Raw genomic sequence first — 21,006 nt, 5'->3', positions numbered from 1 at the left:
GGGTCTTCAGGTGGGTTCCTGGGTGGGGTCTGTTGCGGGGTGTGTGGGGGGCGATCTGGCGTAGGCGTTTGCGGATCTTCTGCTCGTGCACGTGCAGACGGTCCGCGGTGAGCACGGCGTTGTCACCGCAGCGCAGATACACCAGCAGGGTCTCCAGGAGCGGTTCCCTGCGCCGGGGCGCCAGTTCGAGGAGCGGCCCGAGGAGATCCGCCGCCGCTGCCTCCAGGAGGTCGCCCGACCTGAACGCCGTCAATGCTGCCAGGTGGTCGACGCAGCGCAGCGGGGCGGCGGCGGGCAGCAGGCCCCGCTCGATCAGTTCCAGACCGCGCCGCGCCCAGCGCAGCGACACCGCGCCCCGGCCGGGAGACACGGCGGGCCCGAGGACGGCCCCGATGGTCCTGGGCAGCCAACGCGGCCCGGGTGTACGGGGGTCGGGCAGGACCAGATAGGGCGCGGCGGGGCTGCGGTCGGCGAGCACCTCGGGCGGCAGCACCCGGGTCTGCGGGTGGTCGCCGGGCGGCAGGGCGAGGACGGCGAGCGTGCCGGGCAGCCGCCAGTCGGCCGCCGCGGCGAGTTCGGCGAGCGGCCGGGTCCGCTTGTCGGGGTCGGCGACCAGGGCGTCCCGCAGCCGGTCCCGCTGCACGTCGAGCGGGGCGCGGTGGCACTCCTCGGCGTAGCCGCGCGAGGCTGCCGCGATGGCCGTGCCGATGAGGGTGAAGGTGTCCTCGGTGAGCGTGGCCAGCAGGGGCGCCGGCCAGTGCAGCCGGTACGCGTCCTCGATGAGCCGTCGGCATGCCACCCGCCCCGCCAGGTCGAGGGCGTCGCGCAGCACGTCGAGCGGGCAGCCGAGGAGGCCGTGCCGGGCGCCGATGCGTTCGTACAGGGCGATGACCTCGGCCGTGGCGGCCTGCCCCGCCCGGGTGGCGTCGTGGATGGAGACGAAGCAGCTGACCGTGCGATCGATGATGTGGCGCACCGAGTAGCCGTGCGTGCCCTCGACGGCGTGCGTGTAGTGCGGCAGACCGGTGCGTACCGCCTCCTCCATCTCGTCGATCGCGGCAGGAATGTCCCGCAGCAGCATCCGGCGCGTCTCGCGCGGAAGCGGTGCGGTGTCCTGTGGGCCCAAGGCACGTGCGTGCGTGGGGGTCATGGCACCTCCCGTGGGTTCCCGTGGGGCTGGGCAAGACTGCGGTGCCGGTGTGAGGTACGCCAGATTCCGTGCGGGAACCGGTCGCGAAAGTGTCATGCGCCTTACACTCCGGACCACGGCGACCCACCGTCCGGTGCTACACGCTCCGCTGGGGGCTCGGTTGTTCTCCGCGGGTCGGTGGGGGCTGGGCGCGCAGTTCCCCGCGCCCCTTGCGGGGCCACCCCTGGCCCTTGGTCTTCAAGGGAGTTGGACGTGTCAGGTGTCGAATCGCTGTTACCCAGGCGTCCTTGGCGTGAGCTGCCTCCGGGGCTCGCCCCTCTGCTGAGGGCCCGGCTTCCGGAGCTGACCACGGAGATGGTCCAGGCCATCCGCAGAGAGGTACGCGGCTACCGGCAGCCCATCGGCTCCGCCGTCGCGCAGGACCTCGCCGAGGCCGTGCGGCTGGCGGCCACCCAGTTCACCGAGCTGGTCGAGGAGCCGGACGGGCCGCAGCAGCACTATGTGCCGCGTTTCAGACGGCTGGGCAGACTGGAGTATCTGAACGGGCGGGGCACGGACGGGCTGCAGGCCGCCTTCCGCATCGGCGCCCGGGTCGCGTGCCGCCGCTATGTGGACGTGGCACGGCAGGCCGCCTTCTCCGGCGAGCTGGCCGTCCCGCTGAGCGAGGCCGTCCTCACCCATATCCACGCGCTGGCCGAGGAGTCGGTGACGGGCTTCGAGGAGGCACGGGCCGGCGCGGCCGACGAGGTGCTGCGGGCCCGCCGCCGCCTGGCGGCTCGGCTGCTGGAACGGCATCGCGATCCGCTCGCGGAACCCCTGCCCGACCTCGCCCGCCGGGCCGCCTGGCCACTGCCGGAACGCGTCCGCTGCGCGGTCCTGCCCTCCTCCGCCGACGTGAGCAGGGTCGACGAGGAGGTGCTGCGCGTGAGCCGGGGCGGCGAACTGCATCTCGTGGTGCCCCACGACGGTCTGCTGAGCCCGCTCGAGGCATCGCACGCGGCGGTGGGCCCGAGTGTCGCCCTGGACGAGGCCTGGGTGTCACTGCACTGCGCCCGGCTGGGCCGGCGTCTCGGGCGGCCCCGGGCCGAGGAGCATCTCGCGGAACTGCACCTCCTGCACGGTGCGCCGATCGGGGCCCTGCTCTGCGACCAGGTGCTCGATCCCCTGAGTGCCCTGCCGCCGGGCAAGGCGGAGCGGCTCACGGACACGCTCGAAGCGCTGCTCGCTTCTGGCGGGCGCACGGCCCCCGAGGTGGCCGCAGCGCTGGGCATCCATCCGCAGACAGCCCGCAACCGGCTGCGCCAACTCGTGGCCCTGTACGGCGAGAAGCTGGCCGACCCGGCGTTCCGGTTCGACGCGCAGCTCGCGCTGCGCACCAGGTCCGTACGCCGTTCCGTGCTGCCCTGACAAACTTCCGTACGGAATTCAGCAGTTGAACCAGGAGCGGCACTGACGTGTCGTCACCATGCTCTGCCCGCATGAGACATGTGAGCACCCGCACCGCGAAACGCTTCGGCCTCCTGTCCGTCGCCGCCGCCCTGGCGGTGAGCGTGAGCGTCCTTCCCCAGGAGGCTCAGGCCGGACCCGGGGACTACCAACGGGGCCCGGACCCCACCGAACAGTCCATCACCGCCGAGCGCGGCCCCTTCGCGACCGCGCAGACCACGGTGGACGGGCCGACCTTCAAGCAGGGCACCGCCTACTACCCCACCGACACGAGCCAGGGCACCTTCGGGGCCGTCGTCGTCAGCCCCGGGTTCCTGACGCCGGAGGCGCTGATCAGCTGGTACGGCCCGCGCCTCGCGTCCCAGGGCTTCGTCGTCCTGACCCTGGAGACCAACTCCGGTTTCGACCAGCCCGACGACCGCGCCACCCAGATGCTCAACGCACTGGACTACCTCGTCCAGTCCAGTTCCGTACGGACCCGGATCGACCCCAACCGCCTTGCGGTGATGGGTCATTCGATGGGCGGCGGGGGCTCGCTCAAGGCGTCCGAGTCGCGGCCCTCACTGAAGGCGGCCGTGCCGCTGATGCCCTGGAACAACGACAAGACCTGGCAGACCGACCGGGTACCCACGATGATCATCGGCGCCGAGAACGACGCCATCGCCTCGCCCGGCTCGCACGCGGAGGTGTTCTACGACAGCCTCACCGCCGCGCCGGAGAAGGCCTACCTGGAACTCCGGGGCGCCGACCACAACGTGGCACTCTCCTCCAACGTGACGATCGCGAAGTACGGCATCGCCTGGCTGAAGCGGTTCGTCGACGAGGACGTGCGTTACGACAAGTTCCTGTGCCCGGCGCCCGCGACCAACACCCAGATCAGCGAGTACCGGAACACCTGTCCCACCGGTTCCTGATCGCCGGTTCCTGATCGCTGGCACCTGATCACCGGGTGCCGATCATTTCCCGGGCACGACCGTCAGGCGCCCGCCCCTAGGCATGGAGGTGGGCGCCGAGCCGTGAACAGCGCCGGGCCATGCGCGGCGCTGCACGGCACAGGCAGGGCACGGCACGCATTGATGTTGCGCAGATTGTTGACGGTCGACAGGAGCATGCCTAACTTCACTGGGGCCACCCAGTCCCTGCCCCCTCCCCCGCCCCGGAAGGGTCCCCGCATGAAGCATCGTCTCCTCCTCCCGGTCGCCGTCCTGTTACTGGCCACCGCCGCCCCGGCCCGATCCGTCACCGCGGAGGACGTACGCGCGGAAGACGTGCACGTGGAAGGCACCCTGTCCTCCGGCGCGACGTACGTCATGGACGTCCCCGCCGGCTGGAACGGCACCGTGCTCCTGTTCAGTCACGGTTTCCGGCCCAGGGGCGCCCCGAACCCGGCCCAGAACGTCACCGACGCCGCCACCCGCGGCCTTCTCCTCAAGGACGGGTACGCGCTCATCGGTTCGTCGTACGCCACCACCGGATGGGCGGTGGAGCACGCGGTGCCGGACCAGCTGGCGACGCTCGACGCCTTCACCGCACGGTTCGGTGCGGCCCGGCGGACCCTCGCCTGGGGCCAGTCCTACGGCGGATTCGTCACCACACGGATCGCCGAGCACCACGCGGACCGCGTCGACGGCACCCTGTCCGTCTGCGGCCTCGTCCACGGAGGTGTCGCCAACTGGAACAACACCCTCGACCCGGTCTTCGCCCTCAAGGCCCTCCTCGCACCCGGTGCCGCCATCCCGCTGGCCGACTTCCCGGACCAGGCGACCGCCACGGCCGCCGCCGGCGCGTTGAGCGGCGTCGTCGCCGAGGCGCAGAACTCCGCGGCCGGCCGCGCCCGTATCGCCCTCGCGGCGGCCCTGCACAACATCCCCGGCTGGAACGACCCCTCGCAGCCCCGCCCGGCGCCCACCGACTGGACCGCACAGCAGGCCAACCAGTACACCGCCGTCCGGGGTCTCCTCGCGACGGCGGCGTTCAGCTGGCGGCAGGACACGGAGACGCTGGCGGGCGGCAACGCGTCGTGGAACACCGGGGTCGACTACACGCGACTCTTGCGCGCGTCCTCGGCGTACGAGGAGGTCAAAGGGCTCTACAAGGCCGCGGGACGCTCCCTCACGGACGACCTCAGGACGCTGAACAAGACCCCGCGCATCAAGGCCGACACGGCGGCGGTCGACTGGATGAGCTGGACCAACGCCTTCACCGGCAGGCTGACGAAGCCGCAGCTCACCCTCCACACCACCGGCGACGCCCTCGTCCCCGTGCAGACGGAGAGCGCCTACCTGCGGGCCGCCACCGCGGGCGGCTCCCGGCACCTGCTCCGCCAGGCGTACGTCGACAACGCGGGCCACTGCACCTTCAGCCCCGCCGAACAGCTCGCCGCGCTGGACACGCTGGAACACCGGGTCGACACGGGCCGGTGGGGCGACACGGGGGCGGCGGCTCTCAACTCGCGTGCCGCGCAGGCCGATCCGACCACCCCGGCCCGTTACACCACCTACCGGCCCACCGCGTACCCGCGCCCGTACGACCTGGCCCATCCGGGCGACGCGTACCGGCCCTGACCCGTACCGCCCGGCGTGGGAACCGTCCGAGCTCCCGGGCGTTCCGCATCCTCTCCTCGACGCACGCGACCGGCATCCGGCCGCTCGCCGCCCCGACGAGGAGGAAGTTCCCGTGCCGGTACGTCCCACATTCCGCAGGACACCCCTGTTGCTGACCGCGGCGGCCGTACTGGCCGTCACGGGCTGGACGGCGGTGGGAGCACCGGCGGGGGCGGCGCCCCGGCACCGGGCACCGGAACCGCCGCCCGCTGCGTCGGCTGCGACCGTCTGCTCCCCCGGCGGCACCCTGAGGGGGCCGGGCGGACAGCGGGCCTCCGTCAGTCTCTGCGCGAGCGGCGGGGGCGCGGGAACGTCACTGTCGGCCCCGGCCACCTGCCGGCGCTCCGGCACCGCCGTCCGGTACGCCTGTCTGACCTCGGGGACCTGGACCCTGCGGCGGGACGGCCGGACCGTCGCCACGGGCCCGCTGCCCGGCGGCCGGGAGACCCCGGGGCCGGGAACGTACGAGGTCAGCGGCACGGTGCACGTCCGCTCTTCGCCCGCCGGTGTGGACCTGCGGGGGACGGTCCGCGCCACGCTGACCCTCACCGACCCGAAGCCCGTGGCCACGCACCGCATCGAGGTCGACCGGCACACCCTGCGACCGCACTCGTCGACCACCCTGACGTACACCGTGGCGCGCGACAGCGACGAGGGGGACGGGAGCGCCCGCTTCGGACTCATCGGGGAGGAGGCCTCGGGCGTGGAACTGACCACGTCCGACGCTCGCTGCGTCAACCCGCTCACCGGCCGCCATCCGTCGACGGCCCGCAGCATGTACGCGCTGGACTGCGCCCTGACCGACCTGCAACCGGGCCGGCCCTCCACCGTGGTCGTCCACGCCAGGGTCGCGAACGCCTGCACGAGCGTCGTCTCGAAGCTGGGGTACTGGATGCCGCGGGGCCAGAGCCTCTACACCGGCGGGATGCTGGCGGGGCCCACGGTCGTCTGCCACCCCTCGGAGCCCCGGGGCCGCTGACCTCGTAGGACTGCGGAAAGGGACTGTGAATAGAGCGGGCCGGCCTCCGAGGAGGCCGGCCCGTCTCAAGCACTCATGCACTCATGCACTCGTGTACGACCGCGGTGTCAGGACCGCGGCGGATTGTCGTCCTTGCCCGAACCGAACTGGTCCTTGAGCCTGTCCTGGGCGGTGTCGACCTGACCGCTGTACTTGCCCCCGGTCTTGCCGTCGACGTAGTCACCGGCCTTGTCGATACCCTTGCTCGTCTGCTCCGGGTGGCCCTTAAGCATGCCCTTGATCTTGTCCATAACGGACATGAGTCATCCTCCTGATCGGTTCACCCCTACGTATCAAGGGTCACCGCAGGTGGCGGGTTTCGCATCCGGGGCGGAAACGGGCAGGTCGGGGGTGGGTCAGGGTGCGTTCCGGGGGCGCTACTGGGCCTCTGTACGGCACTCCGGGTGGCCCCAGCCGTCGGGGTTCTTCGCGATGGTCTCGCCCGCCGCGTACGAGCGGCCGCAGCGGCACCGGCCGGGGAACTTGGCCTTGAGCGTGCGCGAGGAGGACGACGAGGAGGCGGCGGACGACGAGGAAGTGGTGGTCCGCTTCTTCGCGGAGGCCGTCTTCGGTGCCGCCTTCTTGGCCGCCGAGGACTTCGGCGGCTCCGGAGAGCCCTGCTCGCTGCCCGCGGGCTTCTGCACGAAGGCGGCCTGGCTCGCCGCCCGGTCCGCGAAGTCGTTGAGGGGGTCGCCGTCGACCTGGTGCGCGGGCACGTAGCGGAACTCCACCGAGCGGCCGTCGAGCAGCTCGTCGATCCGTACGACGAGTTCCTGGTTGGCCACGGGTTTGCCCGCGGACGTCTTCCAGCCCTTGCGTTTCCAGCCCGGGAGCCAGGTGGTGACCGCCTTCATCGCGTACTGGGAGTCCATCCGGATCTCCAGCGGCACACCCGGGTCCACGGCCGTCAACAGCCGTTCCAGTGCCGTCAGTTCGGCGACGTTGTTGGTCGCGGTGCCGAGCGGGCCCGCCTCCCATTCCGTGGGGGTTCCCGTACCGTCCCCCACGACCCAGGCCCAGCCTGCGGGGCCCGGGTTTCCTTTCGACGCCCCGTCACATGCGGCGATCACGCGTTCAGCCATGGGCACGATCATGCCAGGGGTACGTTGCGTGGACGGTCAGTGGGTTGGATGCGTGCGTATGTGCGGGCGCCGTGGCCCGCCGCACCGCTCCCCGCACCCCTTGAAAGCAAAAAGCTGCGCCGTTCCCCGCACTCCTCGGGCAGGTCGCCCGTCGCGGGGTGTGGGCTATGTTGAACCACAGTGGGACACGAAGGAGGCGCACCGGTGCCATCGCCGCAGCAGGCCCGCGCGCAGGCGTCTGCGATCAGTTCGGGGAAACCGGTCACGGAGGCGGAAGCCGCTCCCACGACCCGGCTGCGGGACCTGTTCGACGGCCCCCGGCTCTCCCCCGGCCAGCGGCGCATCGCCCAGTACCTGATCGAGCACATCACCGACGCGGCCTTCCTGTCGATCACGGATCTCGCGGAGCGCGTGGGCGTGAGCCAGCCCTCGGTGACCCGTTTCGCGACGGCGGTGGGCTTCAGCGGCTACCCCGCCCTGCGGGAACGCCTCCAGTCGATCGCGCTCAGCAAGCTCGCCGGCTCACCCGACGCCGCCGAGGAGGCCCGGCCCAACGAGCTGCAGGCCGCCGTCGACGCCGAGATCGACAACCTGGAGAACCTGCGCCGCGACTTCGCCGATCCGGAACAGGTCATCGAGACCGGCCGCGCGCTGTCGCAGTCCACTCCGCTCACCGTCCTCGGACTGCGGATCTCCGGCTCGCTGGCCGAATACTTCGCGTACGCCGCCCGGCGCATCCACCCCGACGTCCGGCTGGTGACCCGGGGCGGCAGTGTCGCCTACGACGCCCTGCTGCAGTCGCGCGAGGCGGGTGGCACATGGGTGCTGGCCTTCACCATGCCCCGGCACGCGCACGAGACGCTGACGGCCATGCGGGTCGCCCGGCGGGCCGGTCTGCGCGTCGCCCTGGTCACCGATCTGGGGCTGGGGCCGCTGGCCGACGAGGCCGACGTCGTCTTCGCGACCGGTACCGGCGCACGGCTCGTCTTCGACTCGTACGCCGCGCCCGTCGTGCTGTCCGCGGCTCTGCTCCAGGCCATGACCGACGCCGATCCCGAGCGGACGCAGGCCCGTCTGGAGGACTACGAACAGGTCGCGGACGAGCACGTCTTCTTCCTCAAGGACTGATCAAGGACTGATCGGCCCTTGATCAGTCCTTGATCAGTCCCAGAGAAGTCATTGATCAGGACTGATCCGTTCCGGCCCTCATCGCCCCTTCAGTGGCATATGACTCCAGCATTCCGCAAGGCGAAATTCAGCCTCACAGGCACATGAATTTTTACATACCCTTGCTTACCAGACGGTATATATGAATACTTCTCGCTGATCGCGGATCCGGTGGGGTCCCGGTCGCCCGGGATCGCGGCGCACCCGCCTCGCACCGCCCTGGGCGCAGGAACGGGCACCGCTCACGCACGCCCGTGGCGGCCCCGGTCAATCCCCTGGGCCGGGGCCGCCAAGAACGACCAGAACCGCCCGCCGGCCACCTCGGAAGCGATCCCCATGTCCCTGACGTACTCACCCATCAGCACGGACTGGCCCTGTCAGGTCAAGACGCCCGGCAACCGTGACTGGGAACGATCGGCGGCCAAATGGCTGCGCGAGCTGGTGCCGACCCGCTACGCCAGCTACCCGCTGCTGATCCGTCAGCCCGTCCTGCTCGCCCGCCACGCGCAGATCCAGCTCCAGCAGGAGATCCGGGTCGTGCGCACCGCGCTGCAGAGCGCACGGGCCGAGCTGCCCGCCATGGGGATGCCGGAGTCCGTGATCGAGCACGCGATCAAGCTGTACGCGGCAGAGCTGACGCAGTTGAACCACATCGCCCGGGGCGTCCGCGTGATCACCCAGGCGCTCGTGGAGAGCCACGGCGCCCGCCAGGGCCACTGAACCGGTCACCCGCCGTCCCGCGCGTACACCCCGGAACACGATGACAACGATGGCACTCAGTTCCCCGTTCGGAGCACACTGAGTGCCATCAGCATCTCGTGCGGTGCTAGGTTCGCCACCATGAGCGAGGCACCCCGTCCCGGCCGGGCGGCCGACGTGAGCAACCCGAAGCCGCCGATGCGGGAGTCCCTCGTGGCGGCGGCGTTCCATCTGTTCGTGGAGCGGGGGTACGAACAGACCACCGTCGACGACATCGTGGCCCTCGCGGGTGTCGGACGCCGGTCCTTCTTCCGGTACTTCCCCTCCAAGGAGGACGTGGTCTTCCCCGACCACGAGGGCTGCCTGGCCCGGATGACCGCCTTCCTGGGCGAGAGCGGCCCCACGCACGAACCCGTGGAGCGCGTCTGCGACGCCGCACGCCTGGTGCTGCGCATGTACGCCGAGAACCCGGCGTTCTCCGTCCAGCGCTACCACCTCACCAGAAAGGTCCCGGGGCTGCGGACGTACGAACTCTCGGTGGTCTGGCGGTACGAGCGGGCGCTGGCCGAGTATCTGCGCGGACGTTTCGCGGGCCGGCCGGACGGGACGCTGCGGGCCGACGTCATCGCCGCGGCCGTGGTCGCCGCGCACAACAACGGGCTGCGGTCCTGGCTGCGTTCGGACGGCCGCGGCGACGCGAGTGCCGAGGTGGACCACGCCCTCGCCCATGTCCAGGGGGTGTTCGGGCCGGAGCAGGCGACGGACGGCACGGCACGCGGGCCCGGAGCGGACGGGAACGGGGCCTGGAGCGGCGGCAAGGACGACGACGATGTGGTCGTCGTCGTGTCCCGGCGCGGCGCCCCGCTGTGGCGGGTCGTCCAGGAGATCGAGACCACACTCGGCCGCGATCCTGCCTGATCCCCTCACGATTGAGGGTACTGAGTTCCTTTACCTGTGGCACCGCGTGCCATATTCTGAGGCCGTGCGCGACGCTGCGCGCACCTCAGATTCCGGCCAGGCGCAGGGAGATGACATCGTGTTCCACCGAGGAAGCGGGACCACGACGGGCCTACTCGACCCGGGGACGGCTGCGGGGACCGGGGCGGCGGCGGCCGCGGGACCCGCCGAAGAGGGGCTTGTGTACCAACGCTGCCGCTGGTGCGGGTCCAGCACGTTCCACCGGCTGCTCTGCCCGGTCTGCGCGGGCAGCGATCTGCTCACGGAACGCAGCGCGGGCCTCGGTGTCATCCGCCACGCGACCGTCGTGCAGCGCAACACTCCCGGCGCGCGCAATGTCTCGCTCGTCGAGATGGCGGAGGGATTCACGGTCAGGGGCCGGGTCTCGGGGCCGCTCGTCGCGATCCGCACCGGCGACCGCGTCCAGCTCACCACGTCGTCGGATCCGGTGCGCCGCGAGCCGGTGTTCAAGCTCTGCGACGAGCCCTTCTCCGGACCGTACGCCGGGTCCTACTCCGGCTGGCACTGACGCACTCCGCAGCACCACGGGGGACACTGGGCGGGACGTATGTCCACGGAAAAAGAGCCCGGAGGAACCCATGCACGCCCAGGACGTTCTGGTCGAAGCCTACGGACGCATCAAGGACGAGGTGCACGCCGCCGTCGTCGGCCTCTCCCCCGACGAGCTCAACGCCCGGCCCGGTGGCACGGCCAACTCGATCAGCTGGCTGATCTGGCACCTCACCCGCGTCCAGGACGACCACGTCGCCGACGCCTTCGGCTTCAAGCAGGTCTGGCTGTCCGGCGGTTGGGCGGCCCGCTTCGCACTGCCGCTCTCCGAGGACGACACGGGTTACGGCCATGACGCGCGGCAGGTCGCCGAGGTCCGGGTGGACTCGGCCGACCTCCTGACCGGTTACTACGACGCCGTGCACGAGCAGACCCTGCGGGCGCTGAGCGATCTGCGCGCCGAGGACCTGGACCGCATCGTCGACGAGAACTGGACCCCGGCCGTCACCCTGGGCGCCCGCCTGGTCAGCGTGCTCTCCGACGACCTGCAGCACGTGGGCCAGGCCGCCTACGCCCGGGGGCTGTCGACCGCCGACTGAGCGGCCCGCCGGCCGACCGACCGGCCCCCTGGCGCAGTGATGTGCGCCTCAGAGGCAACCCCGCCGCCGCGATCCTCGTCCTGATCCACAACGAGGTGGCGCGGCGGCGCCGGTGACCCGTCGAACCCAGGACAGTGATCCGAGGCGAAGAACCGGGGCACTATACACAGCATGTATACATACTGTGTATAGACAGGTCCGCCGCGCCCACCGCACCCGGCGGACCGAAAGGCACCCATGTACGGCAAGGCATTCGCGCCCGAGTACCAAGGCGCGCTCACCACCCTGTCCGTGAACTCCTCACTGGTCGACGTACTGGCCGCGGGCACCGAGCAGTTGCGGGAGGCCGAGCGTGCCGGGGCGCGGGGAGAGGCGGCCCGCTCGGGTCTCGCGGTCGCGGAGGCGCACCGGCGGCTCGGGCAGGTGGGCGACGCCGACCGGGCGTGGAAGGCGAGTTACCGCGCGGCCCGCGAGGCGAAGGACACGGCCGCGATGGCGTGGGCCCTGTGGAGCGGCGGCACGCTCGCCCGGCAGCGCGGCGCGTTCCCGCTGGCCTGGCGTCTGCTGGGGCTCGCCGCCGAACTCGGCGAACGCGGCGGCGACATCGTCGTACGCGGCTACTCGCTGGCCGGGATGGCGGAGACCGGCCGCATCCAGGGCGACTACGCGGCGGTCGGCGCCCTGCACGAGCAGCTGCTGGCGGAGGCGCGCGAACGCGGCGAGGCGCGGCACACGGTGTGGGCGCTGGAAGGCATCGCGCAGATGCATCGCAACACCGGTTCGTACGACACGGCGTACGCGATGTTCGAGGAGGCGGCGGAGATCGCCGGGCGGGCGGACGACCGGCGCGGTCACGCGTGGGCGCTGCGCGGTCTCGCCGACATCGTGTCCGTGCGCGACGGGGACGCGGACCGGGCGCTCGGTCTGCTCGCCGAGGCCGAGGTGACGTGCCGCGAGATGAACCTGTCGAGCGCGCTGGCGTACAACCACAAGATGCGCGGCAACGTCCTGTACCGCGCGGGGCGTTACGCGGAGGCCCGGGACCTCTACGAACTGGCGCTGTCGGAGTTCCGGGCGATGAGCGAGCCGCGCGGGGAGGCGCTCTCCCGGCTCGGCCTGGCCAAGTCCCTCGCCCGCCTGGGCCGCGACCTGGACGAGACCGCGGCCGAACTGGCGGACCTGGCCCAGGTGTTGGACCAGATCGGCCTCCGCCACGCACACCGCATGGTGTCCCACGCCCAGACGGAACTCGGCATCGCTCCTGGGCCGGGTACCAACTCCGACACCGCGCCCAGCACTGCCACGAACACCTGTACCGGGCAAGGCACTTCACCAGCCGCTACGGCCGGGCCCGCCACGTCGACGGACACCCGGACGGAGCCCGGCACCGCGACGGGCGTCCAGAGCAAGCCCGACACTTCACCTGCCGCCCCGGCCGGGCCCGGCACATCGCCAGACGCCCCGGTCGCGTCCGGCGCCGCGACGGACGTCCGGGGCGAGCACGACACTTCGCCGTACACGCAGGCCGAGCCCGGCATTGCGACCGACGACCGGAAGCCATCCGACACCTCGCCCGACACCCGGACCGGACCTGGCGTGACAACGCCCACCCCGACCGGGCCGCCCAGCCCGCAAGCACCCGCCCAGACCGCCCCCGGAACGGAAGCAACCGCGAAGCTCCCCGCCCCCACCGGCGCCACGACCGGCCCGTACCCGCAGCCGCACCCGGAACTCGCCCCCGGCCTCGACCACCCCGTCACACCCGGCTCCAGGGCAGCCGCGAGCGCCCCTCCCGCCAACGCCCCGCGCCCCGCTCCGCTCATGCCGGGCCAGACCGACGCGGGGAGCCGACGATGACCACGATGTCCTCCGCGCTCTCCCCCGCCCGGCGCGCCCGGCCCGCCGCAGGGGCACGCGCAGGTGAGCGGGCAGCGCACCTGCTGGAACACAGCCGCACCCTCGTACGCCCCGCGCTGGCCGACGCGATCGGGCGGCTGCATCCCTGGGTGGGCGAGATGGCCGCCTACTCCCTCGGCTGGTGCGAGCCGGGCGGCGCGCCCGTCTCCCCACCGGCGCACGGCAAAGGCCTGCGCCAGGCCCTCGCCGTGCTGGGCGCGGAAGCCGCCGGCGCCCCGCAGAGCGCCGGAGTGACCGCGGCCGTCGCCGTGGAACTGGTGCACACCTTCTCGCTGCTCCACGACGACATCATGGACGGCGACCCGACCCGGCGCGGGCGCCCCACGGTCTGGAAGGCGTACGGCACGGGCCCGGCCGTGCTCGCGGGCGACGCGCTGTTCGCCCTGGCCGTGGAGACCCTCGCCGCCGCACCCGGCGCCGACATCCCCTCGGCCGTACGCCACCTGTCCACCGCGCTCAACGACCTCGTACGCGGTCAGGCCGACGACCTGCTCTTCGAGAGCCGCCCCTGGACGGGCCCGGAGGCGGTGCGCCCGGACGAGTACCGCGCGATGGCCGAACACAAGACCGGCGCCCTGCTGGGCTGCGCGACCGCCCTGGGCGCCATGCTCGCCGGCGCCCCTCGCGAGACGGTCGCCGCGCTCGACCGCGCGGGCCGTCATCTGGGCGTCGCCTTCCAGGTGGTCGACGATCTCCTGGGCATCTGGGGCGATCCCGCCGTGACGGGCAAGCCGGTCCACGCGGACCTGCTCCGGGGCAAGAAGACGTTCCCGGTCCTGGCGGCTCTCGGCACGTCGGCCGCCCGGCCGCTCGCCCGTCTCCTGAACTCCGCCGACCCCCTGGACGCGGCGGACGCCCGGCGCGCCGCGTCCCTGATCGAGGACGCGGGCGGGCGCGCGGCAGCGACGGCGGAGGCCCACCGGCACATCGCCGTCGTCGACGCCTGCCTCGACAGCCTCCCCACGACCACCGGCACCGGCACCGGCACCACCCACGGCACCCGAGACGCGCGCGATGCCCGCAGCACCCGCAGCACCGACGACCTGCGAGCGCTGCTCGACTTCCTCGTACGCCGCGAGATGTGACCGATTCCCCTCCCCCACAAGCCTCTTGACGCCTCAGAAAGCCCTTGCCACACTCACCGCACCCCACCGTAGAAAACGCTTGCTATCCACCCCCACACAGGAGAAGACGAGATGGGACGCAGAGCCGCACCTCACCTCACTCGCTCGACCCCACGGCCCCGCCTCAGGAGCACAGGTGTCCTCGCCGCCTGCGCGACGACCCTGGTCACGGCGGCGGCCCTGCTCACCGCCCCGGCCAGTGCGGCCCCCGCGAGTGCCGCCCCGGCGGCCGCGTGCGGCGAAGGCTCGTACCAGGCCGAGGCCACGCTCAGCGGCAGTACCTGGACCGCCCGGCGCGGGACCGGCGTCGTCTACACCGGAACCGACATGCGGGCCGCGATGCAGGCGGCCGTCAGCAGCCTCACGGCGGGGCGCACCTCCAAGGAACGGGTCGTCGTGCGCGGCTCGGGCAGCATCAGCGCCGGGTCCAGGGTCTCCCTGCCGAGCTACACCGTGCTCGACGTGTGCGGCACCATCAACGTCACCGGTTCGGGCACCGGCGACCAGGCACCGGTCTACGCACGCGGCGTACAGGACATCGAGGTCCAGCACCTGAACGTCACCGGAGCCCCGCTCTACGGCATCTTCATGCGCAACGTCACCAACGTGGTCCTCGGCCAGATCGACATGCGCCTGTCGGCCGGTCTCGGCGTCCGCATCGACAACCGCGGCGACACCACCCAGTGGACCCGCAACGTCCGTATCGACACTGTCTACGTGTCCGGGGCGAGCAGCCATGCCGTGGAGACGTACGGGGTCGACGGCATCACCATCGGCACGGTCACCGCGCGCAACGTGGGCGAGTCCGGCCTGCTCCTGAACCAGACGATCAACGCCACCGTCACGAAGGTGGACGCGGACGGGGCGGGCACCGGCACCGGTTACGCGGCCTTCCGGATGGCCAACCGCAACGGCCGGATCGGCAGCAGCTACGCGACCAACGTCCGGGTCGGCGAGGTCGTCGCACGCGGCGGCGGCCGGGGCGTCTTCTGCGTCTCGGAGAGCGGTGGCGCGACCATCGACCGGGTCACGCTCTCGAACACCGGCAACAACGCGATCCTGATCGAGAACTGCTACAACGTGAACCTCGCCGCGCAGAGCGGGAGCGTCACGGGCGGCGGGGAGATCCGGCTGGCCGCGCGCACGGAGTTCCCCAACAACTCGGACATCACCGTCCAGAACCTGACGGTGACGAACTCCGTGATCAGGGAGAGTCCGTGCGGCACCAACACGACGTTCCGCAACAACACGCTGGTCAACAGCACGCAGAGCATCTGCTGACATGAGAACGGGCCCCCTGCAGGCACGGATGGCGTGCAGGGGACCCGTGGGCTCGCGTCAGTGTCCTGGTTCCGGCCCCCAGTACGAGGAGCCGCCGCCGCGCCACTCGATGAGCGGTGACACGGCGACCTCGTTCTCGTCGAAGTCCAGCCCGGCGCGGCGCAGGAACTCGACGATGTCCGGGAGGTTCATGGCGGTGCCGATCGGCTCGCCGTGGACCGTCACGCGCCGGCCGCCGTCGCCGCGCGGCGGATGCACGAGTACTGCGGGGTGTTCCGACATGCCCTCAGCCTCGCCCGGACCGTCCGCGCGCGCATCCGGGCAGGGCCGATGACCACCGGATCGTCACCGGGCCTCTCTGCCACGCACACGGCGAGCGGTCGGCCCGGCGCTCGACGGCCGGGTGCCGGACGACTCGGAATCAGACGGCCCGGAACCAGACGATTCGGTATTCGACGACTGAGTACTCGGCGACTCAGTACTCGACGGCGGGGAGCAGTCCGGTGACGGGGGCGGCGAGGTCGGTCACCTGGTGCAGCTGCTCCAGCTGGTAGAGGCCGTTCAGCTGGTTGAGCTCCTGGATGCCTTCGGAGATCTTCGGAATCTTGTTCCTGTGCTCGACGGGGAGGTCGCTCACGGCGATCTGGTCGAGCTCCGCGATGGGGTCCAGTTTTCCCGTCTCGGGGACCGTGGCGGCACCCGCGGACGGTACGGCGAGACCCGTGACGCTGATGGCGAGGCCAACGGCGGCGACAATACGTCGTGTTGAGATCATGCTTTCAGCAACGGTGACAAGCTGCCCGCGGACACGGCCCCGACCGGCCCCTCACCCGACAGGCGCATCGTCACGGCTGCGTTTGCCGAGGTTCCCGTGCCGGAGGAGTCTCGAAGGAGAGGCCTTCTGCGGCCCGCTCCGCACCACGGGCCGCGGCCTTCACCAGTGGTCCACAAGGAGGTCCGTCATGGACACCGCGGCAGGCCCCGGCTTCGACACCGAAGCACTGCGCCGGGGCATCGAAGGCCAGGACGCGACGGCACTGCTGTCGCTCTACGCGGACGACGCGGAACTGCGCGTCGTCGACCGCAACACCCAGCCGAGCCATCCGATGGTCATGCGCGGCCGTGAGCAGATCGGCGGGATGCTCGCCGACGTCTACAGCCGCGACATGACGCACACGCTGGATCAGTGCGTGGTCCAGGGGGATCACGTCGCCTTCCAGGAATCCTGTCTGTACCCCGACGGCGTCAGGGTGCTCGCCAACTCGATGATGTCGCTGCGCGACGGCAAGATCGTCGACCAGATCGTTCTCCAGGCCTGGGACGCCGAGGAATGACGCCGAGGGTCCGGATCACCTCACGTCTGACCTGGACCTTCTCGGCGCGGTTGAGCCCGGGGCCACCGGCGCGGCCCCGGCCGGCTCGCGGGGCGGGCCGACGCGTGTCCGCCGCTCTCCTCCGGTCGGCACTGCGGGCGGCACGTGCACGTCGGTGATCCTTCCGCCCCGTCCGAGGCGGCCGTGGCCCGATGTCCTGAAGTCGCGCAATAGTTTCCTTGTGGATGGTTTTTCTGCTTACTACCTTCCTCGCCATGACAGAGACGAGCACGCCGCACGCCGCCCTCCCGGTGGACGAGGTCACCGCCGCGGCGCGTGAACTGGCCCGGGCCGGACGGTGGCAGCGCGCGTTATGCCTCCTCGACGCCGCCGTCACCACCGAGCCGCGCGACCGGGCGGCTCTCGCGCTCGCCGGGGCGCAGATCGCCCTGGAGCGCGACTGGTTCGGCGGTACGGACACCGCGGATGCCCGGATCGCCGCCGCGGACACGGCGATCGGCGAACTCACCGAGCCGGTCGGGCGCTGGGACCTGGACTTCGTACGGCTGCGGCACGCGTATTTTCGTCTGCTGCTCGGGGACGGTGCGTTCCGGTTCGGTCCGGCGGGCAAGGACCCCGCCGAGCTGGCGGAACTGCGGCGGCGCGCGGACGAGTTGTGCGCACGGGCGGCCGACGAGGTGCGCCGGGGCTGGGCGCGGATGTATCTCGGACTGATCGTCGACAACCTGTTCGCCGAGCGGGACGAGGCGCCCGCGCACTACGAACTCGCGCTGGACGCCGGGGAGTCGGCCGACGACCTGCTGGCCCGTGAGGCGCTGCGCCATCTCGGGGACCACGACCACGACAATCTGGACCACGACCGGGCGCGGGAGCGCTGGACCCGGGCGACCGCTCTCGGCGCCCGCGCCGGGAACGTCCCCGGCACCCTCTCCCAGCAGATGCTCCTGGCCGTCCTGGCCCGCGACACGGGCGACGAACCGGCCGCCACGGCCCTCGCCACGGAGGTCGCACGCTGGGCGGGAGCGATCGGAGCCGTACGCGTGGAGGCCCAGGCGACGGCGTTCCTGACGAACGAACCCTGAAGCCCGGCCCGAGCCCGAGCCCCCGAGGGGCGCGGGGAACTGCGCGGCCGGCCCCCACCGGCCCGCGGACAAAACCGACACCTCGGCGGAGCCCACTGAGACGCTGACGACCGGGCGTAAAATATGCGCAGGCCGTGACTGGCGCTGAGGTGGACCACCACCGGGGAGCGGCCCGACGACATCGTCCGAGCCGCGCGCCTGGGCATCTTCCACGACGCTCAGGAGCAGCACATGTCCCAGGCCACACTCATGGACGGCACCGCCCTCGCCCGGCGGATCGTCGAGGAGACGGCGCGGCAGGCGGCCGACCTCACCGCACGCACGGGGGTGACGCCCTGTCTCGCCACCGTGCTGGTGGGCGAGGACCCGGCGTCCGTCACCTACGTACGCATGAAGCAGAACCGTTCCCGCAAGGCGGGGATCGCCTCGCGGCACGTGTCCCTGCCCGCCGCGACCACGACCGCCGAACTGATCGGCACGCTCACCGAGCTGTCCACCGACCCCACCGTGCACGGCATCCTGCTCCAGCACCCGATGGGGCACCACATCGACGAGCGGGCGGCCTTCGAGGCGATCGCTCCGGAGAAGGACGTCGACGGGGTGACCCTCGCCTCCTTCTCCGCGATGAGCTTCGGCCTGCCCGGCTTCTCCTCCTGCACCCCGGGCGGGATCATGCGCCTCCTCGACGCGTACGACGTCGGCCTGACCGGCAGACGGGCCGTCGTGGTGGGCCGCAGCGCGATCCTCGGCAAGCCGGTGGGCATGCTGCTGCTCGGCCGCGACGCCACGGTGACGTACTGCCACTCGCGTACCCCGGCCGACGACCTGTCGTCGGTCCTGCGGGAGGCGGACATCGTGGTGGCCGCGGTGGGACGGCCCCGGCTGATCCGCGGGGAGGACATCAAGCCGGGCGCGGTCGTCGTCGACGCCGGTTACAACGCCGGTAACGTCGGCGACGTCGATTTCGACGGCGCCCGGGAGCGGGCCTCGCTGATCACTCCGGTGCCCGGTGGGGTCGGTCCGATGACGATCGCCACGCTGCTGTCCCAGACCGTCGAGGCGGCCGTCCGGCAGACCGGCGCCTGATCAGGGGGCGGGTCATCAGGGGGCCGGGCATCAGCGGATCCACGCGCTGTAGTCCATGACGTCGCCCGCCTCGACGCCGTACGCGTCCTCGTCGACGGCCGCGGTGGCCTCCAGGCCCAGGACGGCACCGTCGGCCGGGTCCATGATCAGCATCCGGCGGTAACCGGCCCCGTCGTACACGTACGCCTGGCCGAGCCGGCCGAGACGGTCGGTCACCTGGCCGACCGGCCTCAGCCCCTTCGCGTCCGCGAGGAGCCGCGTGAGCGCGGCGTTCTCGCGGGCGCCGAGGGTCCAGGTGTCGAGCAGCACCGCGGTGGCGTCCAGCAGCTCGCCGGTGGTCGGCGGGGTGTCGAGGTGCTGCGCCTCCCGCAGGTAGGCGCGCAGCCGCGTGGCGTCGTGCGGGGGCGGTGACTGGGGCGGGGCGTCGCTCCAGCTCGGCGGGAAGGTCTGCTCGCTGATGACGTGCCCGTCGTCGACGAGGCGCGGGCCGTCGTCCGCGTCGGTGAGGACCCGCCGGCCGGGGTGGCGCGGGTCGGTCGCGACGACCAGCTCGGTGTGGCTGTCGTCGGCGTTCCAGCGCACGACGCGTTCCACGGGCAGGGTGACCGGCGGCTCGTCCTCCGACATGCCGACGCTCCACGACTGCACATGCGTGCCCTTGCGCAGCCCGGCCGGACCGTCCGCCGCGTCCCGCTCGGCCCGCTCCGCCCTCGCGACCAGCCTGTCGAGGGGTACGGGGGTGGAGTCGGCCCGGACCACCAGCGGGCGGGGCGCGGCGACGGCCGGGGTGGTGTTCGGGCCCGCGAGGAGGAGACCGGTGGCGGTCACGGCGACCACCACGGTGGCTGCGAGCGCCCAGACGAGGCGGGTACGGGTCCGTCCCGGTCGGCGCTCGTCGCCCCCACTCACGCCCGTTTCTGTGCCCGCGCCTGTCAGGAGGTGGTTGAGCCGGTTCTCGGCCTCGTGGCCCAGCGGGCCTTCAGCGAAGCGGGGGTCGTCAACGGGCACGGGGTTGACCCGGCGCAGCAGTTCGAGTTCGTCAGCCATGGAACTGCTCCTTCGGAGTGTCGGTGCCGGAGTTGCTGTCGGAGCCGGAGCCAGATGCGGATGCTGAGTCGGTGCCGGCGTGGGTGTCGGAGTGGGTGTCGCTGGGCCCGGCGCTCGGGTTCACCACGATGCGCATGCGGGCGATCTCCGTTCTGAGGCGGCGGCGGGCCCGGCTCAGCCGCATCGCCGCGGCTCGGCTGCCGCAGCCGAGGGCCACGGCGATCTCGTCGACGCCCAGTTCCTCCCAGGCGGTGAGCCGCAGCACCTCCTGGTCGGCCGGGGAGAGGCGGGCCAGCGCGTCGTGCACCCACTCGGCGGGCCGCTCGGAGTCGGGGCTGTCCACGATCTGTCTGCCGTGCGCGGTCTCGTCGTTCCCGAGCCTGTCCATCAGCCGCCGTCGGCGTCCGTAGCCGCGTACCGCGTTCGACAGGCAGTTGCGTGCCACGCCGTACAGCCAGGGAAGCGGGGACGCGGGCAGGTCGGACCGGCGCCGCCAGGCGACGGTGAAGACCTCCGCCACCACTTCCTCCACGTCGCTCGTCCGGCCGTCCAGTCGCCGCGCAACATAGCGGCTGACCGCCCAGTAGTGCTCGCGATAGGCAGCGGCGAAGATCTCGTCGTTGCTCATGTTCCGTACGTGTCCGGCAGGTCCTCGATCGTCACACCTGTTTCGGTGATCCTTGTCGCTCCGCCCGGGTGTGACGTCGGAAGGGCCGGCGGACACAGGCGGGGCATGGAGAGCAACACTGTCATCCCGGCGCTCGCGCCCCCACGTCCGGGCCGCCGTCCCGGCCTCGCCGCCGTCCGCCGGCTGACCACCACGGACCACAAGACGATCGGCACGATGTACCTGGTCACGTCGTTCGCGTTCTTCTGCATCGGTGGCGTCATGGCGCTGCTGATG

Annotated in this window: 20 protein-coding genes, 3 pseudogenes and 1 riboswitch; of the genes and pseudogenes, 16 read left to right on the top strand and 7 right to left on the bottom strand. The window is 71.8% G+C overall.

Annotated elements, in window-relative coordinates; translation table 11 throughout:
* A partial coding sequence (locus ACFVH5_RS17515; protein WP_385834558.1) for a helix-turn-helix domain-containing protein occupies nt 1-1,150 on the bottom strand: 1,150 nt, incomplete at its 3' end.
* A gap of 252 nt (nt 1,151-1,402) precedes the next feature.
* Here ACFVH5_RS17515 and ACFVH5_RS17510 point away from each other — a divergent pair.
* The 4 genes from ACFVH5_RS17510 (at nt 1,403) to ACFVH5_RS17495 (ending at nt 6,178) form a co-directional block, all read left to right on the top strand.
* Nucleotides 1,403-2,557, top strand: coding sequence for a helix-turn-helix domain-containing protein (locus tag ACFVH5_RS17510; protein WP_385834556.1), 1,155 nt, complete (start codon nt 1,403-1,405; stop codon nt 2,555-2,557).
* A 71-nt stretch (nt 2,558-2,628) separates the two neighbouring features.
* Nucleotides 2,629-3,510 (top strand): alpha/beta hydrolase, encoded by an 882-nt coding sequence (locus tag ACFVH5_RS17505; RefSeq protein ID WP_385834555.1) that lies wholly within the window; start codon nt 2,629-2,631, stop codon nt 3,508-3,510.
* Between the two features lie 258 nt (nt 3,511-3,768).
* On the top strand, nt 3,769-5,160 hold the full coding sequence (locus ACFVH5_RS17500) for an alpha/beta hydrolase family protein (RefSeq protein WP_385834554.1): 1,392 nt from the start codon (nt 3,769-3,771) through the stop codon (nt 5,158-5,160).
* A 112-nt stretch (nt 5,161-5,272) separates the two neighbouring features.
* Nucleotides 5,273-6,178 (top strand): hypothetical protein, encoded by a 906-nt coding sequence (locus tag ACFVH5_RS17495; RefSeq protein ID WP_385834553.1) that lies wholly within the window; start codon nt 5,273-5,275, stop codon nt 6,176-6,178.
* Between the two features lie 107 nt (nt 6,179-6,285).
* On the opposite strand, the gene ACFVH5_RS17490 is transcribed toward ACFVH5_RS17495, so the two are convergent.
* The gene (locus tag ACFVH5_RS17490; protein ID WP_384809835.1) at nt 6,286-6,477 is read right to left on the bottom strand and encodes an antitoxin; all 192 of its coding nucleotides are present in this window, start codon (nt 6,475-6,477) and stop codon (nt 6,286-6,288) included.
* Nucleotides 6,478-6,594: 117 nt separating this feature from the next.
* Entirely contained in the window at nt 6,595-7,311 is a 717-nt protein-coding gene (locus tag ACFVH5_RS17485) for a ribonuclease H (protein ID WP_385834552.1), read from the bottom strand.
* A 192-nt stretch (nt 7,312-7,503) separates the two neighbouring features.
* On the opposite strand from ACFVH5_RS17485, the gene ACFVH5_RS17480 reads away from it, so the two are divergent.
* From ACFVH5_RS17480 to ACFVH5_RS17445, 8 genes and pseudogenes are all read left to right on the top strand, one after another.
* Nucleotides 7,504-8,427 (top strand): MurR/RpiR family transcriptional regulator, encoded by a 924-nt coding sequence (locus ACFVH5_RS17480; protein ID WP_384809832.1) that lies wholly within the window; start codon nt 7,504-7,506, stop codon nt 8,425-8,427.
* A 375-nt stretch (nt 8,428-8,802) separates the two neighbouring features.
* Complete coding sequence (locus ACFVH5_RS17475; protein ID WP_385834551.1) at nt 8,803-9,186, top strand: hypothetical protein; 384 nt, start codon at nt 8,803-8,805, stop codon at nt 9,184-9,186.
* Nucleotides 9,187-9,306: 120 nt separating this feature from the next.
* Nucleotides 9,307-10,083, top strand: coding sequence for a TetR family transcriptional regulator (locus ACFVH5_RS17470; protein ID WP_385834550.1), 777 nt, complete (start codon nt 9,307-9,309; stop codon nt 10,081-10,083).
* 118 nt (nt 10,084-10,201) lie between these two features.
* Nucleotides 10,202-10,651, top strand: coding sequence for a Zn-ribbon domain-containing OB-fold protein (locus ACFVH5_RS17465; protein WP_385834549.1), 450 nt, complete (start codon nt 10,202-10,204; stop codon nt 10,649-10,651).
* Nucleotides 10,652-10,721: 70 nt separating this feature from the next.
* Nucleotides 10,722-11,231: a DinB family protein gene (locus ACFVH5_RS17460; protein ID WP_385834548.1), complete on the top strand. Its 510-nt coding sequence runs from the start codon at nt 10,722-10,724 to the stop codon at nt 11,229-11,231.
* Nucleotides 11,232-11,468: 237 nt separating this feature from the next.
* Nucleotides 11,469-12,488, top strand: a pseudogene (locus ACFVH5_RS17455) (tetratricopeptide repeat protein); the annotation flags it as partial.
* 596 nt (nt 12,489-13,084) lie between these two features.
* Nucleotides 13,085-14,233 carry a polyprenyl synthetase family protein gene (locus ACFVH5_RS17450; protein ID WP_385834547.1) on the top strand — a complete coding sequence of 383 codons (1,149 nt, stop codon included), beginning with the start codon at nt 13,085-13,087 and terminating at the stop codon, nt 14,231-14,233.
* Nucleotides 14,234-14,344: 111 nt separating this feature from the next.
* Nucleotides 14,345-15,553, top strand: coding sequence for a hypothetical protein (locus ACFVH5_RS17445; protein WP_385834546.1), 1,209 nt, complete (start codon nt 14,345-14,347; stop codon nt 15,551-15,553).
* Between the two features lie 57 nt (nt 15,554-15,610).
* On the opposite strand, the gene ACFVH5_RS17440 is transcribed toward ACFVH5_RS17445, so the two are convergent.
* Together ACFVH5_RS17440 and ACFVH5_RS17435 are read right to left on the bottom strand one after the other, a co-directional pair.
* Nucleotides 15,611-15,835 carry a hypothetical protein gene (locus ACFVH5_RS17440; RefSeq protein WP_384809820.1) on the bottom strand — a complete coding sequence of 75 codons (225 nt, stop codon included), beginning with the start codon at nt 15,833-15,835 and terminating at the stop codon, nt 15,611-15,613.
* Between the two features lie 193 nt (nt 15,836-16,028).
* Nucleotides 16,029-16,328 (bottom strand): hypothetical protein, encoded by a 300-nt coding sequence (locus ACFVH5_RS17435; RefSeq protein ID WP_384809818.1) that lies wholly within the window; start codon nt 16,326-16,328, stop codon nt 16,029-16,031.
* 187 nt (nt 16,329-16,515) lie between these two features.
* Between ACFVH5_RS17435 and ACFVH5_RS17430 the strand changes: the two genes are divergently transcribed.
* From ACFVH5_RS17430 to ACFVH5_RS17420, 3 genes are all read left to right on the top strand, one after another.
* The gene (locus tag ACFVH5_RS17430; RefSeq protein ID WP_385834545.1) at nt 16,516-16,887 is read left to right on the top strand and encodes a nuclear transport factor 2 family protein; all 372 of its coding nucleotides are present in this window, start codon (nt 16,516-16,518) and stop codon (nt 16,885-16,887) included.
* 254 nt (nt 16,888-17,141) lie between these two features.
* Nucleotides 17,142-17,969 carry a hypothetical protein gene (locus tag ACFVH5_RS17425; RefSeq protein WP_385834544.1) on the top strand — a complete coding sequence of 276 codons (828 nt, stop codon included), beginning with the start codon at nt 17,142-17,144 and terminating at the stop codon, nt 17,967-17,969.
* A 124-nt stretch (nt 17,970-18,093) separates the two neighbouring features.
* Nucleotides 18,094-18,180, top strand: a riboswitch (ZMP/ZTP riboswitch).
* A 20-nt stretch (nt 18,181-18,200) separates the two neighbouring features.
* Nucleotides 18,201-19,055 (top strand): bifunctional 5,10-methylenetetrahydrofolate dehydrogenase/5,10-methenyltetrahydrofolate cyclohydrolase, encoded by an 855-nt coding sequence (locus ACFVH5_RS17420; protein WP_385834543.1) that lies wholly within the window; start codon nt 18,201-18,203, stop codon nt 19,053-19,055.
* A gap of 30 nt (nt 19,056-19,085) precedes the next feature.
* On the opposite strand, the gene ACFVH5_RS17415 is transcribed toward ACFVH5_RS17420, so the two are convergent.
* On the bottom strand, nt 19,086-20,102 hold the full coding sequence (locus ACFVH5_RS17415) for a CU044_5270 family protein (protein WP_385834542.1): 1,017 nt from the start codon (nt 20,100-20,102) through the stop codon (nt 19,086-19,088).
* Between the two features lie 124 nt (nt 20,103-20,226).
* Nucleotides 20,227-20,730, bottom strand: a pseudogene (locus ACFVH5_RS17410) (RNA polymerase sigma factor); the annotation flags it as partial.
* 105 nt (nt 20,731-20,835) lie between these two features.
* Between ACFVH5_RS17410 and ACFVH5_RS17405 the strand changes: the two are divergent.
* A pseudogene (locus tag ACFVH5_RS17405) lies at nt 20,836-21,006 on the top strand (cytochrome ubiquinol oxidase subunit I); the annotation flags it as partial.

The organism is Streptomyces sp. NPDC127119 (genome assembly GCF_042677425.1).
Classification (GTDB): Bacteria; Actinomycetota; Actinomycetes; order Streptomycetales; family Streptomycetaceae; genus Streptomyces.
Note: the sequence above shows the minus strand (reverse complement) of the source record. Positions and strands in the feature narration are given on the sequence as shown.

Bases quoted from the DNA above. Each gene is read 5' to 3' on its own strand.
- ACFVH5_RS17475 (WP_385834551.1), top strand. From the start codon at position 8,803: ATGTCCCTGACGTACTCACCCATCAGCACGGACTGGCCCTGTCAGGTC.
- ACFVH5_RS17430 (WP_385834545.1), top strand. From the start codon at position 16,516: ATGGACACCGCGGCAGGCCCCGGCTTCGACACCGAAGCACTGCGCCGG.
- ACFVH5_RS17500 (WP_385834554.1), top strand. From the start codon at position 3,769: ATGAAGCATCGTCTCCTCCTCCCGGTCGCCGTCCTGTTACTGGCCACC.
- ACFVH5_RS17435 (WP_384809818.1), bottom strand. From the start codon at position 16,328: ATGATCTCAACACGACGTATTGTCGCCGCCGTTGGCCTCGCCATCAGC.
- ACFVH5_RS17490 (WP_384809835.1), bottom strand. From the start codon at position 6,477: ATGTCCGTTATGGACAAGATCAAGGGCATGCTTAAGGGCCACCCGGAG.
- ACFVH5_RS17425 (WP_385834544.1), top strand. From the start codon at position 17,142: ATGACAGAGACGAGCACGCCGCACGCCGCCCTCCCGGTGGACGAGGTC.
- ACFVH5_RS17420 (WP_385834543.1), top strand. From the start codon at position 18,201: ATGTCCCAGGCCACACTCATGGACGGCACCGCCCTCGCCCGGCGGATC.
- ACFVH5_RS17470 (WP_385834550.1), top strand. From the start codon at position 9,307: ATGAGCGAGGCACCCCGTCCCGGCCGGGCGGCCGACGTGAGCAACCCG.
- ACFVH5_RS17460 (WP_385834548.1), top strand. From the start codon at position 10,722: ATGCACGCCCAGGACGTTCTGGTCGAAGCCTACGGACGCATCAAGGAC.
- ACFVH5_RS17415 (WP_385834542.1), bottom strand. From the start codon at position 20,102: ATGGCTGACGAACTCGAACTGCTGCGCCGGGTCAACCCCGTGCCCGTT.
- ACFVH5_RS17440 (WP_384809820.1), bottom strand. From the start codon at position 15,835: ATGTCGGAACACCCCGCAGTACTCGTGCATCCGCCGCGCGGCGACGGC.
- ACFVH5_RS17505 (WP_385834555.1), top strand. From the start codon at position 2,629: ATGAGACATGTGAGCACCCGCACCGCGAAACGCTTCGGCCTCCTGTCC.
- ACFVH5_RS17485 (WP_385834552.1), bottom strand. From the start codon at position 7,311: ATGATCGTGCCCATGGCTGAACGCGTGATCGCCGCATGTGACGGGGCG.
- ACFVH5_RS17450 (WP_385834547.1), top strand. From the start codon at position 13,085: ATGACCACGATGTCCTCCGCGCTCTCCCCCGCCCGGCGCGCCCGGCCC.
- ACFVH5_RS17445 (WP_385834546.1), top strand. From the start codon at position 14,345: ATGGGACGCAGAGCCGCACCTCACCTCACTCGCTCGACCCCACGGCCC.